This is a genomic window from Sphingomonas alpina (assembly GCF_014490665.1).
GTDB lineage: Bacteria > Pseudomonadota > Alphaproteobacteria > Sphingomonadales > Sphingomonadaceae > Sphingomonas > Sphingomonas alpina.
The window spans coordinates 4,533,391-4,552,834 of sequence record NZ_CP061038.1; the positions used below are offsets into that span (position 1 = coordinate 4,533,391).

Genomic DNA, 19,444 nt, shown 5'->3' on the forward strand with positions numbered 1-19,444 from the left:
GCAAGGCGGACTCACAGGTCGGAGGCGCTCATCGTGGTGATCGCCCTGATCGGCTGGCTCGCGGCCATCTTCGCCAGCAATCCGTCGATCGCGGTATCGACGATCAGCAAGCCCTGATGTTGCGGCCGCAGGAAGCCGACTTCGCCCATCTTGTGATAGAAGGCGATCAGATGGTCGTAATAACCCGCGACATTGAGCAGCCCGACCGGCTTGGCGTGATAGCCGAGTTGCGCCCAGCTCATCGCTTCCCACAGCTCGTCCATCGTACCGGTCCCGCCGGGCAGGTTGACGAAGCCATCGGACAGGTCGGTAAAGGCCTGTTTGCGCTGATGCATGGTCTCGACGACCTGCAGTTCGGTGCAGCCGCGATGCGCGACCTCGATATCGACCAGCGCCTGGGTGATGATCCCGATCACCTCGCCGCCTGCTGCCAGAGCACTATCGGCGACCGCGCCCATCAGCCCGAGCCGCCCACCGCCATAGACCACGCCGATACCGCGTTCGGCGAGCAAGCGGCCGACCGCGCGCGCGGCCTCGATATAGACGGGATCGGCCGGAGTGGCGGATCCGCAATAGATGGCAAGACGCTTCACTTCGCACCCTCCAGCATTAGTGCCGCCGTCGCCTTGGCGCTGCCGACCACGCCGGGAATGCCCGCGCCCGGATGCGTTCCGGCGCCGACGAAATACAGGTTCGGGATATGATCGTCGCGATTGTGCACGCGGAACCAGGCGCTCTGCGTCAGGATCGGCTCCAGGCTGAACGCGCTGCCGAGATGCGCGTTGAGATCGGCGGCGAAGTCGTTCGGTGCGTAATGGAATTTGGTCACGATCCGCTCATTGATGTCGGGGATCAACCGTCTCCCGACCTCGTCGAGGATGCGCTTTTCCAGGATCGGGCCAAGCTCGTCCCAATCGACCGGGAATTTGCCCAGATGCGGCACTGGCGCCAGCGCATAGAAGGTCGAATGCCCTTCCGGCGCCAGCGACGGATCGGTCACGGTCGGGTGGTGCAGGTAAAGCGAGAAATCCTCAGGCAGGATGCCGGTATCGTAGAGATCGGTGAGCAGGCCCTTATAGCGCGGCCCGAACAGGATCATGTGGTGCGGGATGCCCGGCCATGTGCCCTTGATGCCGAAGTGCACCACGAACAGCGACGGTGAATAGCGTTTGCGTTCCAGCTTCGCCTTGGTTCGCACCGCGCTGCGCGAGGTTTTCAGCAGATCGCGATAGATGTGCATGACATCGCCGTTGCACGCGATCATGTCCGCGGTGCCGGCCCAGCCGTCCCTGGTGGTCACACCGGTCGCCTTGTCGCCGAGCGTCTCGATGCTGGTCACCGGGTCGTTCAGGCGCAGCTTTCCGCCGAGCCGCTCGAAATGCGTTACCATGCCGGCGATCAGCTGGTTGGTACCGCCCATCGCGAACCATACCCCGCCGTCACGTTCGAGCTTGTGGATCAGTGCATAGATCGCGCTGGTGGTCATTGGATTGCCGCCGACCAGCAATGTGTGGAACGACAGCGCCTGGCGCAGATGCTCGTCCTTCACGAAGCTCGACACGATCGAATAGACCGACCGCCAGGCCTGATATTTGGCCAGCGAAGGTGCTGCCTTGATCATCGACGCGAAATCGAGAAACGCGACATGGCCGAGCTTTTCATAGCCTTCGCGGAACACGCCGGCGGAATAGTCGAGGAATTTGCGATATCCTGCGACATCTTCGGGATTGAGCTTGGCGATCTCGGCGTTCAGGACCTGATCGTCATTGGTATAGTCGAAGCTGACGCCATCGGGCCAGTTGAGCCGGTAGAATGGCGTGACCGGCACGAGCTTCACATCCTCGGCCATGTCGCGCCCGGTCAGCGCCCATAATTCCTGCAGGCAGGGCGGGTCGGTGATGACGGTCGGCCCGGCATCGAACGTGAAGCCGTCCTTTTCCCAGACATAGGCGCGGCCCCCGGCCTTGTCGCGTGCCTCGACGATCGTCGTATCGACTCCGGCGGACTGCAGCCGGATGCCGAGCGCGAGCCCGCCGAATCCGGCGCCGATGACGATCGCCGATCGCGGTGGCGTGCTGCTCATCGTGCGTTTCCTGCCAGTCCGCCAGTGATGGCCCGGATCGCGCGGCCGATCGGAACCGGCGGCTTGCCGGTGAGAATACGTGCCTTGTCGGTCATGGTCGAACGTCCTGCATAAAAACGGCCTATAAGCGCAGGCGACAAACGATAGAAGCGTTCAAGGATGCGGTAACGCTCTTCGGGCTCGGCGGCGCGGAACAGCATCTTGTCGAGCAGGCGGTAGAAACTGCGCTCGCGCCACCGTGCACGGGCATAATGATAGGTCAGGTCGTGCAGCTTCTTGCCCGACAGCTCGGTCGAATTCGACACCAATGCCGCGATCCGTACCGCATCGGGCAGCGAATAGCCGGTGGTCGGATGGAACAGACCGGCGCGCATGCCGATCTTGGCGACCTTGTTGCCGCCCGATCGCCAATATTCCTCGAAATCGCCGCCCATCGCGACCGGCAGCACGCCTGCTTCCTCGCGTATGATACGGTCGACCTGCCATCCCTTCGCCGTGACATAGGCATGGATCCGCGCGCCCAGTGCGTCGCGCTCGATCTCAGGGCCATCGCTGTAATAGGTATCCTCGACGAACATCCGCGTCGCCGCGAAGGGCAGCGAATAGACGAAGCGATAGCCGCCGAGCTGCGCGACCGTCGCATCCATCACGATCGGCCGGGTCAGGTCGTGCGGTTCGCTCAGCGCGAATTCGCGCCCGAGGAATTTCTGCCAGCCGAGATCGAGCAGCGAGAGATCCCCGGTCCCGCGCGCATCGATCACGCCCTTCGCTTCGACCCGGTCGCCGTCCGCCAGCACGACCGCGCGCGGACTGGCGCCGAGCACCTTGCGTCCGGTGATCAGCGCGCCCTCGGGCAGGGCGGCGCGCACCACGGCGTCGAGCCGTTCGGACTCAATCGAATAATAGCCATTGGCGAGCATGCGCGCATGCGCCGGAAAGGCGACGTCGTAGGATTTCCAGCCGTAACAGATCAGTGGCGCGACGATCCAGCGGTCGGCATCGGCGATATCGCTGGCGAAGAACGACCAGACATGATTGCCGCCGATCGAGTTGCTGCCTTCGATCAGCCGGACGTCGAGGTCGGGATGCCGGCGCTTCAGCGCCAGCGCCATCAGTCCGCCGGCGAGCCCCGCGCCGACGATCGCCACATCGCACGGAATGATCGCTGCCATGTCTCAGCGCCTAACCGATCCGCGTTCCTGCGCAAGCGCGGAATTCGCGGGATGGGGATGCCGTTGCTGGTGGCCGCCTGCTCGCCGTCGGGTCGGCCGCCTGCAAATGCCGCCCCATCCGGTTCCGGCCGGGATAGGCCACAGGCTGTAGCGATGCTAGAAATTCGCCTGGGAGACTCTGGGGAGATTGCCGATGCGACTGTTGCTGATCGAAGTATTGGCGCTGGCCGCTGCGATGCTGGCCGTACCGGCATATGCCGGGCAGGCGGACAAGCCGTCGGTCATCCCGACCGCCGACCTCGCCACCGTCGCCGCCCGCGGCGCCGAGATTTACGCTTTTGACCAGGCGGCCTGGCACAGCACCGATGCGATGGTGGCGCGCAAGCTGCCCGAGGAGTCGATGCGCGCGATCCGCGGCTGGGTGGTCGAACCGGCGGGCGATCTGCTGACCGTCACCTATTACGGACTGAGCGGGACGACGCCCTTTGCGATCTATGTCGCCGAGTATCGCGATGGGAAGGTCGTCGACGACCGCGTGCCCGACGCGGGAGGCGGCCGCAGTCTGTCGGCACAAGCCGTGCGTATGGCGGCGGCGCACGATGTCGCGGTCGCGCAGCCTTTCGGTGCCTGTGTCGAGCGGCCCTTCAACACCGTCACCCTGCCGCCCCGGCCCGGCAGCAATATCATTCCCGTCTATCTGCTCACCCCGATGATGAAGCGGGACGCCTATCCCATGGGTGGTCATCACGAGGTCGATATCGGTCCCGACGGCAAGCTGCTGGCGACACGCGATTTCAGCAAAAGCTGCCTGGTAATGGAGCGGCCGGAGAAGGATGCGATCATGTTCGTGACGCATCTGCTCGACCCGCAACCGACCGAGATGCACGTCTATCTCTCGCTCTGGTCGGGCAATCCCGTGTTCGTCGGCACCGCAAAAGATGTCTTGTGGAGCGTCAACGGCACCAGGATCGAGAAAGTGGATATGAAAAAGGACGGCGCGAAGAAGAAGTGACGCCGCCCTTTTCGGATCACGCCGCCTGGAGCAGCGGCATCTCGGTTGCCATCGCGCGGACGACCGAAGGCCGGGTGCGCATCTTCGCGCGCCACGCTTCGAGGACCGGCCAGGTCTTGATCGGCACCCCGGCGTGTTCGCACCAGTTGAGCACCGCCAGCAGATAGGCATCGGCGACGCTGAAGCTGCCGATCAGATAATCCTGTCCCTCGAGCTGGCGCGAGAGCAAGTCGAAGCGCTTGTGTAGCATGCCCAAGGCCCAGTCCCGCGCGCCCTGGCTCGACTTGCTCGTCATCAATGGCGAGAAGACACCCTTGTGCACTTCGGTCGCGACGAAGTTGAGCCAGCGCATCATCTGGTAACGCGCCTCGGTATAGGGTGCCGGCGCGAGTACGCCCTCGGCGGCGAGATCAGCGATATAGGTCAGCACCACCGTACCCTCGCTCAGCACGGTGCCGCCTGTCTCAAGCGCCGGGACATACTCCATCGGGCTGACCGCCGAGAACGGGCGGCCGTCGGGCAAGAGCTGGCCCGGCAGGACCTGGATGAACTCCGCCTCGAGCTCGGCTTCCTCGACTGCGATGCGCGTGGCGAGCGAGCAGGCGAAGGGAATGAAGTACAGTTTCATGGCGGTCTCCCCGGGCTTGGTTGATTTCTGTACTATTTCGCATAATATAGAACGCGTCAATGATTCTTTGCGAAACGGTATATAATTGACCGACAAACCCTCCGAAGCTCCTGCCAGGGGCCGATCGCGCGGCCGCCCGCGAGGTTTCGATCCCGATGCCGTGCTCAAGGCGGCAAGCGAGCGCTTCCGCACCCAGGGGTATGCGGCAACCTCGCTCGACGATCTGGTCGAGGCAACCGGGCTTGCGCGGCCCAGCCTCTACGCGGCGTTCGGCGACAAACGTGCGCTCTATCTGGCCGCACTGGCGCGAGTCAGCGCACGCGCCGAACGCGGTTTCGATGCGATCGCGGCGCAGGGACTCGAGCTGCGCAAACTGGTCGAGATCATGCTGATGTTCACGATCGATGGCTATCTGTCGGGCGAAAAGGGCCCGTCGGGCTGTCTTGCGGTGAGCACGGCAAGTGCTGAATCGGCGTCCGACCCGCAGGTGCGAGCGGCGCTGGCCGATTTTCTCGCGATGGAGGATCGCCGCATCGAGGAACTGCTCGCGGCGGCCGGCAGCGCTCACCCCGCTGCCCATGCCCGCATCGTTGCCGCGGTGATCCATTCGCTCAGCGTCCGCGCACGGGCCGGCGAGCCGCGCGAGGCGCTCGAACAGATCGCCAGGGATTGCGCCGCACTGGTTGCGTGACGGGAGCGGGTGACGGGAGCGGCTGGGCCTCTATAAGGGCGCCGGATGAACGCCGCCTCAGCCATATTGATCTCCGCGATCGCCATGACGCTGATCGTCGGGGTACGCTATCTTATCGTCAGCGGCGCCTTCGCGCTTGCCACGCGCTGGCGCTTTCCCGGCCTTTATGCCGGCCTCGATCCGCAGATCCGGCGCGAGATCCGCTGGAGCCTCGCGTCCGCGGCAATCTATGGCATCCCCGCCGGCATGGTCGCGTGGGGCTGGCAGAATCGCGGCTGGACGCAGATCTACAGCGACATCCACGCCTGGCCGCTCTGGTATCTGCCGCTGTCGGTGCTGTTCTATCTCTTCGCGCACGACACCTGGTTCTACTGGACGCATCGCTGGATGCATCGCCCGCGCCCGTTCCGCATCGCTCATGCCGTGCATCATGCCAGCCGCCCGCCGACCGCCTGGGCAGCGATGGCGTTCCATCCTTATGAAGCATTGACCGGTGCCGTGGTAATTCCGCTACTGGTCTTCTCGATTCCGATTCATGTCGGCGCACTTGGGCTGGTGCTGACGATCATGACCGTTATGGGGGTGACCAATCATATGGGCTGGGAAATCTTCCCGCGCTTCATGTGGCGGGGGCATTTGGGGGCGTGGCTCATCACTGCGAGCCATCATCAGCGGCATCATGAACAATATAGGTGCAATTATGGTCTCTATTTTCGGTTCTGGGACCGGTTCTGTGGTACCGATCGAGGGGTTGGCAGTTTTGACGAACGATAACAGTGCCGCGACGGCGGTGGGTCCGGCGCAGCGTTTCGCGCGTCGGCTTGGCGCCGCGCTGATCCTCGTATCGCTGCTGCCCGGCGCGATGCCGGTCGCGGATCTCCATGTCGATGTCGAGAAACTGCGCTCGGCCAAGGGCATGATCCGCGTCTGCCTGACCGCTGATCCGAAGAATTTCCCTGGCTGCGTCGACGATACCCGCGCGGTGACCCGCTCGGTTCGTGCCGATGCGCCGAACATCGTCTTCCAGGCCCTGCCGCAGGGTGATTATGCGGTTGCGGTGATCCATGACGAGAATGGCAACAAGAAGCTCGACACCTTTGCCGGCATCCCGCGCGAAGGATTCGGCTTTTCGCGCAATCCGGCGATCGGCTTCGGCCCGCCGAAATTCGCCGCGGCGCGCTTCACGCTGACCAGTGATGCCGCAGAACAACAGATCAGGATGAAGTATCTGCTCTGATCCGATCGGCGGAGCCAAAGTCGCGAGGATGCGTTGGGGTAAGGTGACTCACTTTATCCGGAGCCGCCAGTGTCGCTTAAAATTTGCGTTATCCTGTCCGCCGTCTTGTTTTCGTTCCCTCTTGCTGCTCCCGCCTTTGCGCAGGACACGAATTCTCCCGCTGAACCGGCTCCGCCAGCGCCTGAGATTGGCGGGGACAGTCTCTCGGTAGCGGTCGGCGTCGCCAGCGTGCCGAGCTATGAAGGATCGGACAGCAACCGCTTCCTGGCGGTCGGCGTCGTCCGCGGGTCGCTGTCGGGGATCAATTTCAGCACGCGCGGCACGAGGTTGCTCGTCGATGTCGTGCCGGACAAGCCGGGTCCCGGATTCGACTTTCAGCTCGGCCCGGTGGCCGGCGTCAATCTGGACCGCACCAGCCTGAAGAGTATCAAGGACACCCGCGTCGCTGCGCTTGGCGAACGCAAGACCGCGGTCGAGCTCGGTGGCTATATCGGCATCGGCAAGACCGGGGTGATCACCAGCGACTATGACAAGCTCACCGCGAGCGTCTCCTATGTCCATGACGTCAACAACGCGCATAAAAGCTATCTCATCACGCCGCAGATCGAATATGGCACACCGCTCAGCCGCAAGGCCTATGTCGGTGTCTCGGCCAACGCGGTCTATGCCGGCGGCGGCTATGCCCGGACGTATTTCAGCGTCGATGCGCCTGGCTCGCTCGCCAGCACCCTGCCGACGTACAGTGCGGGCAAGGGCTGGAAGAGCTATTCGCTCACTGGCCTCGCCACCTATTCGCTGACCGGCGACCTGACGCACGGCCTCGCGGTCATCGCCGGCGTGTCCTATTCGCGGCTGCTGGGCGACTTTGCCGAAAGCCCGGTGACGCGCATCGCGGGCGACCGCAACCAGCTGCTCTTCGGGGCAGGTATCGGCTATACTTTCTGAGCGTCCTGTTGGGCATGCGCCGCGACGCGCATGCCCAAACGGGCTTCGCTCGACCGCTCTTCCCGGGAAATTCTTCCGGCGGCGGTACGGGTCCGGGCCGGAATCTCCGTCTATCTGGTTGCGCTGATTGAACAGATCAGCCAGTGTCGCGTCATGCTTGGGGGCGGCACCACATCATCGTAACGGATGTTATCGCAGCTATTGCCCAACCGCCCGCCAGCCATCACAGCGCGCCAGATAGAATCAAAGGGAAGGCCCGTGCCCATGACCGACACGAATCAGCAACCGATCGAGACCTTCGACGCCGGGGCCGAACCGCGCAACGAACGCCGTGAATTCTTCAAGACCGCGCTCGGCGCGGCCGCGGTGGCCGGCGCGGGTGTGGCGGCGGTTTCGATCGGCGGTTATGCATCGGCGGAGGCCGGCGCGAACGAGAAGGATTTTCTCAACTTCGCCCTCAACCTGGAATATCTCGAAGCGCAATTCTACAGCTATGCGGTGTCCGGCGCCGGCCTGTCCAACGCCGACCTGACCGGCACCGGCACGCAAGGCGCCGTGACCGGCGGGGCCCAGGTCAATTTCACCGATCCGGTGGTCGCGCGCTTTGCCCGGGAAATCGCCCAGGACAAGCTCAACCATGTCCGTTACCTGCGCAGCCTGCTCGGCACGGCGGCGATTGCCCAGCCGGCGATCGACCTCGGCGTCACGGCGACCAGCGCGTTCAGCAACGCCGCACGCCTGGCCAGCCTGGTCGGCGCGGGCCAGGGTTTCGACGTCTATGCCAATGACCAGAACTTCCTGCTCGGCGCGTTCATCTTCGAAGATGTCGGGGTTACCGCGTATAAGGGCGGATCGATCATATTGACCGACCCGGGCTATCTCGCTGCCGTTGCCGGCATTATCGCGGTCCGGGCCTATCATGCCTCGATCCTCCGCAGCACGCTCTATGCCAAGGGCGCGACCACCGCTTCGCTGCGCACTTCGGCCGATGCGATTTCGGGCGCGCGCGATACCCTGGACGGTACGGCGGATCTCGATCAGGGCATCTCGCCCACCGGCACCGGTGCCGCGATTCAGTCGAACGTTACCCCGCTCGACGGGAATGGCCTGGCGTATAGCCGGACGACCAACCAGGTGATGAAAATCCTTTATCTGACCTCGGCCGCGGCCTCCGGGGGCGGCTTCTTCCCCGCCGGGCTCAACGGCACCATCCGCAACACGACGGTCTGATCGGCGCTCCAGCCGCGCACGATCCGATAGCCATAGAATTCAGGGAAGTTGACCCGATGACCGATACAGAAAAGCTGACCGAGACTCCCATCAACGAAACGCTCGCCGCCGACGATCTGCGTCGGGTCCAGCGTCGCAGCTTCCTGCGTCATGCCAGCGGCATCGCGGCGGTGGCGGGCGCCACCTCGCTGCTCGCCGCCTGTGGCGGCGGCAGCGACAACCCGACGCCGACCCCTTCGCCGACGCCCACGCCGACGGGCAGCCCGACGCCGACGCCGACCGGCTCGCCGACGCCGACCCTGCTGGACCCGGACGTGCTGAATTTCGCGCTCAACCTCAAATTCCTCAAGGCGCAATTCTACGCCTGGGCGGCAAACGGCGCGGCTCTCGCTACCACCCTGACCGATGGCGTCGGCACCGCCGGCGCCGTAACCGGGGGCGCGGCGGTAACTTTCTCCGACACGGTGCTCCAGCAATATGCCAAGGAAATCGCGGCGGATCAGGTCGCGCATATCACCCTGCTGCGGTTTCTGCTCGGTTCGGCCAGGGTTGCGCAACCCGCGCTCAATATCGACGGCATTGCCGCCACGGGTGCCTTCAGCGTCCTGGCGCAGGGCGCCGGGATCGTTGCCGCCGGGGGAACCTTCAACCCCTATGCCAGCGAGACGAATTTCCTGACCGCCGCTTTCCTGTTCGAGGATGTCGGCGTTACGGCCCTGAATTACCTGTTTCCCAAGGTGACCAACGCGACCTTCCGCGAGGCGTTGGCCGGGCTGATCGCGGCCGAAGGCTATTCCTCCGGCCTGATCCGCAGCGTCATCACGCAAAAGGGCGGGACCGTGCTCGCCAATGCGGACAAGATCTCCGATCGGCGCGACTTCTTTGACGGCACCGGCAATGAGCTGGATCAGGGCGTCACCGGTACCGGTACGGCAACCAACATCGTACCCACCGACAATACGACCGGCCTGCCCTTCCTCCGGACCACCGGCCAGGTGCTCAACATCTTCTACCTCAACCAGGCCGCCGTGGTCGGGGGCGGCTTCTTCCCGTCCGGCCTGAACGGCACGGTCAAGACCAGCAGTGCGAACGGCGCCCAGGGCGCCTTCTGAGCCGGTTCTGACGATTTCTACCGGCCGCGCGATCCCTTCGGGTCGCGCGGCCTTTTCTTTGCCTGCGCTTCGCGTGCCGGCGCAAAGGAGAAACCGGCGAGCCGGGGGAAAGCGTCGCCTGGTCACGCTTCCCTTGTCGCCGCGATCTGCTACACTGGCGTCATCCCCGGGGGGCTGCGCAATGGGTCCCATCAAAGTATCACTTTGATGGGCGCTCTCAGCAGCTGAGATATGGCTGATGCCATGACCCGCTGAACCTGATCCGGCTCACACCGGCGGAGGGAGGGAGCGGCTCCAGCCCGGAAAACCGCCCTCGCTTCCGAGTCATTTGGAGCGAATATTCATGGCTGACATTCCCACGCGCACCGAAATCGGCGTCACCACCGGCCCGATCCGCGGCTCCCGGAAAATCCATGTCGGTGATCTGCGCGTCGCCATGCGTGAGATCCTGCTCGACCCGAGCTGCAGCGAACCCCCCTTGCGCGTCTACGACACCAGCGGGCCGTACACCGATCCCAAGGCGCTGATCGATATCAATGCCGGCCTGCCGCAGCTGCGCCGCGACTGGATCATGGCGCGCGGCGATGTCGAGGAATATGACGCACGCGAAATCCGTCCGGAGGATAACGGCCTGTCCGGCCCGGATCGTTCGGCCGGCGTGCCGCAATTCCCGAATGTCGTGAAACGCCCGCTCCGGGCGAAGGCCGGCGCGAACGTCAGCCAGATGCACTATGCCCGGCGCGGCATCGTCACGCCGGAAATGGAATATGTCGCGATCCGCGAGAATATGGGCCGCGCGCAAGCGAAGGAAGCGCTGATCCGCGACGGCCAGGATTTCGGCGCCTCGATCCCCGATTTCGTCACCCCCGAATTCGTCCGGGACGAGGTTGCCCGCGGCCGTGCGATCATCCCCAACAATATCAACCACCCCGAATCCGAACCGATGGCGATCGGCCGCAACTTCCTGGTCAAGATCAACGCCAATATCGGCAATTCCGCCGTCGCCTCGAACGTGGCGAGCGAAGTCGACAAGATGGTCTGGTCGATCCGCTGGGGCGCGGACACGGTGATGGACCTGTCGACCGGCCGCAACATCCACGACACGCGCGAATGGATCCTCCGCAACAGCCCTGTGCCGATCGGCACCGTGCCGGTCTACCAGGCGCTGGAAAAGGTCGGCGGCGTGGCCGAGGACCTGACCTGGGAAATCTTCCGCGACACGCTGATCGAACAGGCCGAACAGGGCGTGGATTATTTCACCATCCATGCCGGCGTGCGTCTCGCCTATATCCCGATGACCGCGAAGCGCGTCACCGGCATCGTCAGCCGTGGCGGATCGATCATGGCGAAATGGTGCCTCAGCCACCACAAGGAAAGCTTCCTCTACGAACGCTTCGACGAGATCACCGAGATCATGAAGGCGTACGACATCGCCTATTCGCTCGGCGATGGTCTCCGCCCCGGCAGCATCGCCGACGCCAATGACGAAGCGCAGTTCAGCGAGCTCTACACGCTCGGCGAACTCACCCACCGCGCCTGGAAGAGCGACGTGCAGGTGATGATCGAAGGCCCCGGCCATGTGCCGATGCACAAGATCAAGGAGAATATGGACAAGCAGCTCGAGGTCTGCGGCGAAGCGCCTTTCTACACGCTCGGGCCGCTTACCACCGACATCGCGCCGGGTTACGACCATATCACCAGCGGCATCGGCGCCGCGATGATCGGCTGGTACGGCACCGCGATGCTTTGCTACGTCACGCCGAAGGAGCATCTCGGCCTGCCCGACCGCGACGATGTGAAGGTCGGCGTGGTCACCTACAAGCTCGCTGCGCACGCCGCCGATCTCGCCAAGGGCCACCCGGCGTCGAAGATGCGCGACGACGCCCTGTCACGCGCCCGCTTCGAATTCCGCTGGCGCGACCAGTTCAACCTCAGCCTCGATCCCGACACGGCGGAGCAATATCATGACCAGACCTTGCCGGCCGAAGGAGCCAAAACGGCTCATTTTTGCTCTATGTGCGGGCCGAAATTCTGCTCAATGAAGATTACGCAGGAAGTAAGGGACTTCGCCGCGAAGCAAAACCAGTCGGCAAATGCGTTCATCGCCGCCGGGGATGCGGAGAAGGGTATGGCGGAGATGAGTGAAGCATTCAAAGAGAGGGGCGGAGAAATCTACCTTCCGGCAGAATAAGGCGTTCATTATCTCTGAGGCAGTTGAGACGTCTATGACAATTGGGGCCTATATTTTAAATATGCCGTCTGTAGATGCGCAATGGCAGCTTATTGGTCAGTTGTTAGCTAGCCTAACAACCATAGGTGCGGTGCTGCTGACAATAAAAATGGCAGCTAACGCAGATTTAGTACGGATAGCACGTGTCGTGGGACCAATTACAAGAATTGATATACAGCAGATTTATGATCGGTTAAACGACGCATTGCTTATAAAAACAGACCCCATCAAAGTACATGGCCTTGTTGTAGGCCAGGACGGCGCTGCATTATTTCGCCAGCATGGAATTTCCTTGGGAGCGCTTCCTAAAGAACAGGCTCAGCCGATACTTGAATTTTACGAGCGCTACATATCGACGACGTCGGAAACATTTCGAGATGGCGGAGCAGTCTATAGTAGAATATCGCTAAATGACGGGAAAGAGCTACTTAGATTGTCAGATATAGCTTTGCAGTCTTTGAGATAATTAGGGGGGTAATATGTTCGGTAATGTAATGAATAATAAGCAGATTGCCGAAGCGATCGGATCGAATTGTATTAAGATCAGCCCATTTGACAGCGGAAAGCTGAAAACAATACATTACCCTCTCACCCCGGGGAAAATTTTATCAAAATCTTTGGAAACACCAGAAGGTAATTTTCGCCTCTTGTCAAAGAGAGATTGTTCGATTGACAATGAAGATCCATACTTCTTAGATAGCGGAGAGTTCGTTGTCGTTGAGATCGCAGAACACATCAGCCTGAAAGAATCCATTGTTGGACATATTGTTCCTGCATCCATTATAGCTCGAAAAGGGCTATGCCTTTCGGCGGGCAGAATCGAAGCTCCCTTCGGTGACTATGCAAAGAAAAAGCAGATATTACAGTTTGGGCTAAAGAATCTGACGAACAATCCAGTTCGAATAAATGACGATGAAATTATAGCCTACATATACTTTATTGACCTTAGGGGTCTAGATAAAGCAGCGGTACTTTTAACGGACGACGAAGCACGTAAGTTCGCGTCATGGACAAGAAGGCAATATTTGGCGGATAGCGATGGTGTGTCGCACGGCACAGGTGATGGGACACCCGGGTAGTCGGATTTCGGGGATCCGCCGCTTGATACTGGAAAAAAGCGACTAATCTTTCTGCGGATAATGCAGCCTGATCCGATCCCTTTCTAAAGTCACTGCTCCACATCCATCGTTTGATGTAAGACGCGTTGCACGACGATGCGATCGGCAAACAGATCATAGATATCCGATGACTGTCACGCGACAGACTTCGGATCGGCGGCCGCACGACGGAATGCACCGCGCCAGCTAGTGGGTGCGTCAGAATTAGCTCGAATATCGCGTGGAAGCCAAGCAGATATGCTTCAGCCGCGCGCTCGCCAAACGCCACGACGCCATAGTCGAGAATGTCCGCGAGATCGGCCAGAGCCTGCTTGCTCATTTCCAGCCGCTTCACGCTTTTGCGCGACGACGCCGTCCCTTGGCGACGATATCGGTCAGGCTCCGCTGGCCGGATCCCGACCCGCGGCCGAGATCGGTGGCGGTCCGCAGCGCTTGTTTCTTTTCCTCTGCGCCCTGGTCGCGCTGCATCAGGTTGCGGACATAATCGCTCGTGCTGCTGTAGCGCCCCTCGGCGACGCGCGCTTCGGCCCAGTTTTTGAGGCCGTTGGGAAGCGAGACGTTCATTTGTGTCATGACGACACCCTACGATATTGCGCTAAAACGGACGAGCATCGACCGTTTGGCTGACATGACCACGCCACTGAATGCCCGGATTATGGTGACGATTTGCCAAATCGCCGAAATCCCACCGATCAACATCGCCCAGTGACCGCACCTCCCCCACAACACCCTCATCTGCTACGTCTCGCCATATGCGCGCCCGTAACCCGCTCTACATCATGGCCAAGCCGCCGCCCGAAGCGCAGGCGCAGATCACCGCGCTCGCCCGCAACGATCCCGGCCGCGGCGCGGACCTGCTCCACGTCACCCTGGTATCGCTGTTCGACCTCCATTACGCGCCGCCCGAATGGCTTCCTGCGGTGATCGCCGCGCTCGACAGCGTCGACGCTCCAGCCTTCCCGCTCGCCTTCGATCGGATCGAGAACCGAAAGGCCGTCACGCTGCGCACCCGCGCACCGCTGGCGGAGGCCCGCGCATTCCAGGCGGCGCTGGTCCGTCATCTTCTCGAACGCAAAGCCCCGATGATGCTCGGCACCACGCCCGAACCGCACGTGACGATCAACTATCGCGGCGACCGGCTCGGCAGCCAGAAGATCGCGCCGATCGGCTGGACGGTGGAGGAAATCATGCTGGTCGAGAGCATTGTCGGCCAGACCACACATGTCGAACATGGCCGCTGGCGACTTCGCGGTGCCGGCTGATGCCCATGCCCGCGTTACCATTGTCGTCCGCAGCACGACCGACGCGCAACGGCTGAATCACGCTCAGCATCATTCATGCCGGATATGGCGACACGCCACTTGCCTTACAGCAACCCGCGCCGCCGCTTCCAGTCCAGATCGACCCGGATCCGCGTTTCCCACCGCTCATCCCAGTCGGTCGAAAGCCCATGCTCCTCCAGCCGCGACACGATCTCCTGCCCGATCGCCAGCGCCGCCTCCTCGCCTTCAACGCAGGCGCCATAGTTGAGATACAGCCCGCCGCCCTCGGCCGCGGATTCGGTGTCCTGCATATGGTAGAAGGCATAGCCGCGCGCCGCGCTGCCGCCTTCCTCGACTGCCGCGATCTCGTCCCAGATTTCGGACGAACCGCAGGTCCCGCAACAGGAGAAATTCTGCCGCGAAATCACGCCCTCCGCCTCGAGCTCCTCGAATGCCGCGTCCAGCCGGTCGCAATCGGTATGCTCGGGCCAGTCCTTCTGCTCGGCGGCATGGGCGGCAAGCGCCTGTTTGAGGTGAAGCTGCGCCTGTCTGCGCAGATCGGCGCTTTCCAGCTCGCCGTCGAACGCGGCCACGCCGTTCTTCAGGATTTCGTCTTCGTCATAAAAGCCGCTGGCGACATCCCGGTCGATATAGCCGCGCAGCCCTTCGAGCACTTCCTCACGTGTATCGGGCGCGGTGGGAGCAACCGGCTCGTCCACAGCAACGGCCCCGGACCCGAACAGACGACTGAGCAGCGATTTCACCTTGGCCCTCCCGATATGGCCCGCACAAAATAGGAAAGGATGCGCGGAATTGAATATGTCTGTGGCGCGCGGTTTGAAAGAGACGCGGACCAGATACTCCGGCATCGACCACCAATCGACAAGTCGGCCCCACTTAACCGCCCGGCGGATGTCCGGGCACTCCACCGTCTGCCTCCTTATCGCTCATTTCGAGCCGGAAGTTGAATCGGACGCGTCGCCCGATCAGTGGGCAACCGCCCGATTTTTTGCCGAGCGCTTTCCATAGCCGCAATTGTTTCACGAGCCAGGGGCCCCGCTTGTCGGTAAGCGGCGTTCGACAATCGGTGAGCCGCCCTCCCGCCACGATCCGGCAGGTAATCATGGTGCGCGCGTCAGGATAACCGAAGCGGTCGCGATCCGGTATGTCCTGGTCGAATGGTCGTTTCTGGACACGAATCCTGGCGCCATCCACGACGTCAGCGCAGCCGGGCGGTCCGGCGGCAGACGGGGACGCCACCGGAATTGCGGCGACAAGGATCGGCATGAGCAGCAGTTTCACGGTGCCTCCGACCTAGGAAGATTGCCCATGATACTATGTTACGCGGCCCAGTTGAATATCATTCGCCGGTTGCCGCGATTTGCTGACACGACCGGTCGGCGAGCTGCATCGGGCGCTACCGCGCCGGCGCGTTCCCCAGCGCCGCGAGCTTCGCGCGATACTCCGCCAGCAGCGTCGGATCGGCATCCTTGCCGTGCGCCGCGATAAACACCGTCAGCGCATCGCGATACGTGTCGCGGAACCGCGCATTGTCTGGCGCTGCCGCCAGCTTTGCCGCCGCGGTCTCGACCGGCTCGCGATCCTCCGCGATCCGGCGCTTGCGGCCATAGGGCGACTGGTCGACCATGATCGCGATGTTGCGCGGGAAACCGGGGACATATTTGACCATGAACCGCTCGCCCTCGGGCGGGATCAGGATCTGGTTGCGCCACGGATAGATCGATGCCGACATGGTGTCGAAGCTGGTCTCGACATCGCGTCCGTCCGCGGTCCGCACCACCGCTTCATAATACCAGATCGCGCTGTCGTTCAGGGTCGAGCTGGTTTCCTCCGAATGGACGATCACCGCGCTGCCGGTGGTGCCCGCGGCGTTGAGGAAGATCGCGTTCACCGCCGATCCGAAGAACGGACTCATCGCCCCCAGCACCAACCCCGGAATGCCGAGGCAAAACCACCCGGACCAGCCGGTGATTCTGGCCAGCAGCCCGCCGATCGCCAATGCGGCCAGCGGATAGAGCGGCAAGGCGAGAAAGGGATGCTGGCTGAGGAAATAGAACGCCGCTGACACTGCACCCATCTGCGTCTCCATCGTGCCTGCATCCTGGCCGGCCGGCTATGCTCATGGCGCCTGTGAGGGTCAATCGCATGACGCCGGGTTCGGTTGCGGCATCCGCGCTGTCGCGCGCGATCGCGCGCCGGCCTATAGGGTCCGGTGACGACGGCGGAGCGGCAGCATGATCAGGCGTTTTCTTGCAACGGTGGCGGTGGCCCTGGGCTTGTCGGCGGGTGCTGCCGGAGCGACCGGGGCGAAGCCGGATTATTCGGCCGTGACCTCGCGCGAGGCCGCCGATCGGCTCGTGTCGCAAGACAAGCTCTTCAAGATCCTGCTCTTTCCCGCTGAGTTCGGTGGCGAGGCGCGGCCGGAGAATATCGTGTATGTCCCCGGCGGCATTCCCGGGATCAAGGACCAGCTGACCGGCACGCTGGTGCGGTTCGTGAAGCAGGATCTGATCGACAATCTCCGGGTCGAACCCGAATATAAGGGGCACAGCCTGGTCCCGGCGCGGATCCGCATGTTCACCACCCACAAGGACAAGGCCGGCTCGTTCAATCCGGTGATCGAAATCTGGTAGCCACTCTTTCCCGCACGGAGTCCCATGCCCCATCTCGCCCATGTCTCGCTCGTCGTCCGCGATTATGACGAGGCGCTCGCTTTCTATGTCGGCAAGCTCGGTTTCACCTTGGTCGAGGACACCTATCAGCCCGAACAGGACAAGCGCTGGGTCACGATCCGCCCGCCCGGCGCGGCGGCGGGCGCCACCACCATCCTGCTCGCCCGCGCCTCGGCGCCCCGGCAGGAAGCCTTTATCGGCGACCAGGCCGGCGGCCGCGTCTTCCTGTTCCTCGCCACAGACGATTTTGCGCGCGATCATGCCGCGTTCAGCGCCGCCGGGGTGGAATGGGTCCGCGAACCCGCGACCTACGACTATGGCACCGTCGCGGTGTTCAGGGATCTCTACGGCACGCTCTGGGATCTCGTGCAGTTCGCCGACGGGCGCTGATCCACCAGGCCGATTCAATCGTTTCATCGGCCATAGCAATATTGCCTCGGACGACGGCCTCACCGGGCTCTCGCGCGCTCTTTCGCATGACTGGAAAACAACGCAGCGGCACTGGCTGTTATCCGCCTGATGGCTGGCTGTTAGCTGGCTGTTAGCTGGCTGTTAGCTGGCTGTTAGCTGGCTGTTAGCTGGCTGTTATTCAATAACAGCCAGGCCTTGTACAAGCCATTGATAATGAGCCACAAATCCACTCTCAAAGTCCAACATAACAGCCAGCAAAAATGTTTTTGTGAGATAACAGCCAGGAACAGCCAGCGATCTGCACCGGCGATCTCGATATTGCGGTGTTTGGGTATGGACCCTAGGCCGTTATGCGGCCTCATCCGGCCCGGAGATTCTGATATGGCGTTTGGCATCGGCGTTGGGTGGATCGGGGGCCGGATCAGGGGACGCATCGGGCGCATCGGGCTGGTCGTCGCGGCGGCGCTGGCGCTGAGCGGCTGCTACGGCCATGCTTTCCCGGTCGCACAGCACTTCATCTATGCCGATGGCGGGACCAAAGTGGCGGCCGAGGCGGAAGTGTTCGTCGATCCCAATGGCAGCTTCTACCCCGATGACTGGTGCACCTGGTTCGGCTCGCGCACGCAACCCTGCGCCAAATGGCACGGACCGCGTCGCTGGAAGGCGCACAGCCTGCTTGCCGAAACCTATCGCGAGGCGAAGGGCGATGCGCAGGACGGCCCGGCATTCCGCGCGCATATCGAGTCGGACGAACAGCGGCAATTGCAGGAACTCCGCGACTTCGGCCGCGCCAAGAAGCGCATCTTCATTCTCATCCACGGCTATAACAACACGGTCGCGGAGGCCGACCCGCCGTTCGACGCGATCAAGGCCAAGCTCGATCTGCGCCCCGACGATGGTGTGCTGCGCTTCTACTGGGACGGACTGAGCGCCAAGGGCATTTTCGGGGCGAAGATCTGGTTCAACGCCGTCGGCTATAGCCAGCTCGCCGGATCGCGCGGTCTGCGCCGCGTGCTCGACCAGTTCCAGGACAAGGAGATCTACCTGATCTCGCACAGCCGCGGCGCGTCGGTCATCCTCTCCGCGCTCGGCAATCCGGTCTATGCCAAGACCTTTCGCGACAAGACCTATCAGGCGATCGAACCCTGGGGGAATGCGTACAAGGATCTGCTGTCGCCGCCCGCACCGGCCGCCGGCCGCAACAACCGCCTCCATATCCTGCTGATGGCCGCCGCGGTCGGGCGGATCGACTTTTGCGACGTGAGCGAGCAGGAGCGGCTCGATCAGGGCCAGGGCTGCCGCAAGCTGCGCCCGCTCCCCGAAGTGAAGAGCTTCCGCTACACCATCAACACCGGCGATCCGGTACTGCGCAAATTCTTCGGCCTGGCCTCGCGGCTCAACCCGACCAGCTTCGGTCTCGACCCGGAGGTCGGGCGTGCGATCAACGAAGAGAATTACGGCATGATGCGGCAATATTTCACCGACCCGCCACGCCTGAAGCACAAGTTCGACGGCTATGTCGCCGACCAGACATTTGCCCGCATGCTTGCCGACGAGGGGATCCTGCGCCCCGGCCAATAGTGGAACCCTGCTGCGAAGAGGGGCGTTCCTAGCGGTCCG

At 62.6% G+C, this 19,444-nt stretch carries 23 protein-coding genes and 1 pseudogene; 15 read left to right on the plus strand and 9 right to left on the minus strand.

Annotation, left to right across the window (positions count from 1 at the left end; all coding sequences use genetic code 11):
- Window positions 1-11: 11 nt before the first annotated feature.
- From H3Z74_RS21125 to crtY, 3 genes are read right to left on the minus strand one after another with little or no spacing between them, the layout of a single operon-like run.
- Window positions 12-593 (minus strand): LOG family protein, encoded by a 582-nt coding sequence (locus tag H3Z74_RS21125; RefSeq protein WP_187761473.1) that lies wholly within the window; start codon window positions 591-593, stop codon window positions 12-14.
- Window positions 590-2,083 (minus strand): phytoene desaturase, encoded by a 1,494-nt coding sequence (locus H3Z74_RS21130; protein WP_187761474.1) that lies wholly within the window; start codon window positions 2,081-2,083, stop codon window positions 590-592. The genes H3Z74_RS21125 and H3Z74_RS21130 overlap by 4 nt, the downstream gene beginning before the upstream one ends.
- On the minus strand, window positions 2,080-3,255 hold the full coding sequence (gene crtY, locus H3Z74_RS21135; RefSeq protein ID WP_187761475.1) for a lycopene beta-cyclase CrtY: 1,176 nt from the start codon (window positions 3,253-3,255) through the stop codon (window positions 2,080-2,082). Before crtY ends, H3Z74_RS21130 begins: the two co-directional genes overlap by 4 nt.
- A 193-nt stretch (window positions 3,256-3,448) precedes the next feature.
- On the opposite strand from crtY, the gene H3Z74_RS21140 reads away from it, so the two are divergent.
- Window positions 3,449-4,267 carry a hypothetical protein gene (locus tag H3Z74_RS21140; protein WP_187761476.1) on the plus strand — a complete coding sequence of 273 codons (819 nt, stop codon included), beginning with the start codon at window positions 3,449-3,451 and terminating at the stop codon, window positions 4,265-4,267.
- Between the two features lie 16 nt (window positions 4,268-4,283).
- Here H3Z74_RS21140 and H3Z74_RS21145 read toward each other — a convergent pair whose 3' ends face one another.
- Window positions 4,284-4,895 (minus strand): glutathione binding-like protein, encoded by a 612-nt coding sequence (locus H3Z74_RS21145; protein ID WP_187761477.1) that lies wholly within the window; start codon window positions 4,893-4,895, stop codon window positions 4,284-4,286.
- Between the two features lie 85 nt (window positions 4,896-4,980).
- Here H3Z74_RS21145 and H3Z74_RS21150 point away from each other — a divergent pair, with 85 nt between their 5' ends.
- The 9 genes from H3Z74_RS21150 to H3Z74_RS24510 all read left to right on the plus strand — a co-directional run bounded on the left by H3Z74_RS21150 (window position 4,981) and on the right by H3Z74_RS24510 (window position 13,419).
- Window positions 4,981-5,586, plus strand: a complete 606-nt coding sequence (locus tag H3Z74_RS21150) for a TetR/AcrR family transcriptional regulator (RefSeq protein ID WP_187761478.1) — start codon at window positions 4,981-4,983, stop codon at window positions 5,584-5,586.
- Window positions 5,587-5,631: 45 nt separating this feature from the next.
- Window positions 5,632-6,360, plus strand: a complete 729-nt coding sequence (locus H3Z74_RS21155) for a sterol desaturase family protein (protein WP_187761479.1) — start codon at window positions 5,632-5,634, stop codon at window positions 6,358-6,360.
- A gap of 88 nt (window positions 6,361-6,448) precedes the next feature.
- Complete coding sequence (locus H3Z74_RS21160; protein ID WP_187764457.1) at window positions 6,449-6,823, plus strand: DUF2141 domain-containing protein; 375 nt, start codon at window positions 6,449-6,451, stop codon at window positions 6,821-6,823.
- 105 nt (window positions 6,824-6,928) lie between these two features.
- Complete coding sequence (locus tag H3Z74_RS21165; RefSeq protein WP_229726719.1) at window positions 6,929-7,768, plus strand: MipA/OmpV family protein; 840 nt, start codon at window positions 6,929-6,931, stop codon at window positions 7,766-7,768.
- Between the two features lie 264 nt (window positions 7,769-8,032).
- Window positions 8,033-8,998: a ferritin-like domain-containing protein gene (locus tag H3Z74_RS21170; protein WP_187761480.1), complete on the plus strand. Its 966-nt coding sequence runs from the start codon at window positions 8,033-8,035 to the stop codon at window positions 8,996-8,998.
- Window positions 8,999-9,054: 56 nt separating this feature from the next.
- Complete coding sequence (locus H3Z74_RS21175) at window positions 9,055-10,110, plus strand: ferritin-like domain-containing protein (RefSeq protein WP_187761481.1); 1,056 nt, start codon at window positions 9,055-9,057, stop codon at window positions 10,108-10,110.
- A gap of 343 nt (window positions 10,111-10,453) precedes the next feature.
- Window positions 10,454-12,301, plus strand: coding sequence for a phosphomethylpyrimidine synthase ThiC (gene thiC / locus H3Z74_RS21180; RefSeq protein WP_187761482.1), 1,848 nt, complete (start codon window positions 10,454-10,456; stop codon window positions 12,299-12,301).
- A 34-nt stretch (window positions 12,302-12,335) separates the two neighbouring features.
- Window positions 12,336-12,806, plus strand: a complete 471-nt coding sequence (locus H3Z74_RS21185; protein WP_187761483.1) for a hypothetical protein — start codon at window positions 12,336-12,338, stop codon at window positions 12,804-12,806.
- 13 nt (window positions 12,807-12,819) lie between these two features.
- A complete protein-coding gene (locus H3Z74_RS24510; protein ID WP_229726720.1) occupies window positions 12,820-13,419 on the plus strand; it encodes a dCTP deaminase domain-containing protein in 600 nt (199 codons plus the stop codon).
- Window positions 13,420-13,639: 220 nt separating this feature from the next.
- Here H3Z74_RS24510 and H3Z74_RS24910 read toward each other — a convergent pair.
- Together H3Z74_RS24910 and H3Z74_RS21195 are read right to left on the minus strand one after the other, a co-directional pair.
- Window positions 13,640-13,777 (minus strand): annotated as a pseudogene (locus tag H3Z74_RS24910) (type II toxin-antitoxin system RelE/ParE family toxin); the annotation flags it as partial.
- A gap of 11 nt (window positions 13,778-13,788) precedes the next feature.
- Window positions 13,789-14,031 carry a type II toxin-antitoxin system ParD family antitoxin gene (locus H3Z74_RS21195; protein ID WP_229726721.1) on the minus strand — a complete coding sequence of 81 codons (243 nt, stop codon included), beginning with the start codon at window positions 14,029-14,031 and terminating at the stop codon, window positions 13,789-13,791.
- Between H3Z74_RS21195 and H3Z74_RS21200 the strand changes: the two genes are divergently transcribed.
- Together H3Z74_RS21200 and H3Z74_RS21205 are read left to right on the plus strand one after the other, a co-directional pair.
- A complete protein-coding gene (locus tag H3Z74_RS21200) occupies window positions 14,030-14,167 on the plus strand; it encodes a hypothetical protein (protein ID WP_187761485.1) in 138 nt (45 codons plus the stop codon). The two genes, H3Z74_RS21195 and H3Z74_RS21200, sit on opposite strands and share 2 nt — an antisense overlap.
- A gap of 43 nt (window positions 14,168-14,210) precedes the next feature.
- Window positions 14,211-14,720: a 2'-5' RNA ligase family protein gene (locus H3Z74_RS21205; RefSeq protein WP_187761486.1), complete on the plus strand. Its 510-nt coding sequence runs from the start codon at window positions 14,211-14,213 to the stop codon at window positions 14,718-14,720.
- Between the two features lie 104 nt (window positions 14,721-14,824).
- Here the strand turns inward: H3Z74_RS21205 and H3Z74_RS21210 are convergent, their stop codons facing one another.
- The 3 genes from H3Z74_RS21210 to H3Z74_RS21220 all read right to left on the minus strand — a co-directional run bounded on the left by H3Z74_RS21210 (window position 14,825) and on the right by H3Z74_RS21220 (window position 16,830).
- Complete coding sequence (locus tag H3Z74_RS21210) at window positions 14,825-15,484, minus strand: DUF6891 domain-containing protein (RefSeq protein ID WP_187761487.1); 660 nt, start codon at window positions 15,482-15,484, stop codon at window positions 14,825-14,827.
- 133 nt (window positions 15,485-15,617) lie between these two features.
- A complete protein-coding gene (locus tag H3Z74_RS21215) occupies window positions 15,618-16,022 on the minus strand; it encodes a hypothetical protein (RefSeq protein ID WP_187761488.1) in 405 nt (134 codons plus the stop codon).
- 115 nt (window positions 16,023-16,137) lie between these two features.
- The gene (locus H3Z74_RS21220; RefSeq protein ID WP_187761489.1) at window positions 16,138-16,830 is read right to left on the minus strand and encodes a hypothetical protein; all 693 of its coding nucleotides are present in this window, start codon (window positions 16,828-16,830) and stop codon (window positions 16,138-16,140) included.
- A gap of 145 nt (window positions 16,831-16,975) precedes the next feature.
- Between H3Z74_RS21220 and H3Z74_RS21225 the strand changes: the two genes are divergently transcribed.
- The 3 genes from H3Z74_RS21225 (at window position 16,976) to H3Z74_RS21235 (ending at window position 19,405) form a co-directional block, all read left to right on the plus strand.
- Window positions 16,976-17,374 carry a hypothetical protein gene (locus H3Z74_RS21225; RefSeq protein ID WP_187761490.1) on the plus strand — a complete coding sequence of 133 codons (399 nt, stop codon included), beginning with the start codon at window positions 16,976-16,978 and terminating at the stop codon, window positions 17,372-17,374.
- Between the two features lie 24 nt (window positions 17,375-17,398).
- Window positions 17,399-17,803 (plus strand): VOC family protein, encoded by a 405-nt coding sequence (locus H3Z74_RS21230; protein WP_187761491.1) that lies wholly within the window; start codon window positions 17,399-17,401, stop codon window positions 17,801-17,803.
- Window positions 17,804-18,205: 402 nt separating this feature from the next.
- Window positions 18,206-19,405: an alpha/beta hydrolase gene (locus H3Z74_RS21235; protein ID WP_187761492.1), complete on the plus strand. Its 1,200-nt coding sequence runs from the start codon at window positions 18,206-18,208 to the stop codon at window positions 19,403-19,405.
- Window positions 19,406-19,444 lie beyond the last annotated feature (39 nt).

Coding starts and splice junctions, on each gene's coding strand:
- H3Z74_RS21130 (WP_187761474.1), bottom strand. CDS start 2,083: ATGAGCAGCACGCCACCGCGATCGGCGATCGTCATCGGCGCCGGATTC.
- crtY (WP_187761475.1), bottom strand. CDS start 3,255: ATGGCAGCGATCATTCCGTGCGATGTGGCGATCGTCGGCGCGGGGCTC.
- H3Z74_RS21140 (WP_187761476.1), top strand. CDS start 3,449: ATGCGACTGTTGCTGATCGAAGTATTGGCGCTGGCCGCTGCGATGCTG.
- H3Z74_RS21145 (WP_187761477.1), bottom strand. CDS start 4,895: ATGAAACTGTACTTCATTCCCTTCGCCTGCTCGCTCGCCACGCGCATC.
- H3Z74_RS21155 (WP_187761479.1), top strand. CDS start 5,632: ATGAACGCCGCCTCAGCCATATTGATCTCCGCGATCGCCATGACGCTG.
- H3Z74_RS21160 (WP_187764457.1), top strand. CDS start 6,449: ATGCCGGTCGCGGATCTCCATGTCGATGTCGAGAAACTGCGCTCGGCC.
- H3Z74_RS21170 (WP_187761480.1), top strand. CDS start 8,033: ATGACCGACACGAATCAGCAACCGATCGAGACCTTCGACGCCGGGGCC.
- H3Z74_RS21175 (WP_187761481.1), top strand. CDS start 9,055: ATGACCGATACAGAAAAGCTGACCGAGACTCCCATCAACGAAACGCTC.
- thiC (WP_187761482.1), top strand. CDS start 10,454: ATGGCTGACATTCCCACGCGCACCGAAATCGGCGTCACCACCGGCCCG.
- H3Z74_RS21185 (WP_187761483.1), top strand. CDS start 12,336: ATGACAATTGGGGCCTATATTTTAAATATGCCGTCTGTAGATGCGCAA.
- H3Z74_RS24510 (WP_229726720.1), top strand. CDS start 12,820: ATGTTCGGTAATGTAATGAATAATAAGCAGATTGCCGAAGCGATCGGA.
- H3Z74_RS21200 (WP_187761485.1), top strand. CDS start 14,030: ATGACGACACCCTACGATATTGCGCTAAAACGGACGAGCATCGACCGT.
- H3Z74_RS21195 (WP_229726721.1), bottom strand. CDS start 14,031: ATGACACAAATGAACGTCTCGCTTCCCAACGGCCTCAAAAACTGGGCC.
- H3Z74_RS21205 (WP_187761486.1), top strand. CDS start 14,211: ATGCGCGCCCGTAACCCGCTCTACATCATGGCCAAGCCGCCGCCCGAA.
- H3Z74_RS21220 (WP_187761489.1), bottom strand. CDS start 16,830: ATGGAGACGCAGATGGGTGCAGTGTCAGCGGCGTTCTATTTCCTCAGC.
- H3Z74_RS21225 (WP_187761490.1), top strand. CDS start 16,976: ATGATCAGGCGTTTTCTTGCAACGGTGGCGGTGGCCCTGGGCTTGTCG.
- H3Z74_RS21230 (WP_187761491.1), top strand. CDS start 17,399: ATGCCCCATCTCGCCCATGTCTCGCTCGTCGTCCGCGATTATGACGAG.
- H3Z74_RS21235 (WP_187761492.1), top strand. CDS start 18,206: ATGGCGTTTGGCATCGGCGTTGGGTGGATCGGGGGCCGGATCAGGGGA.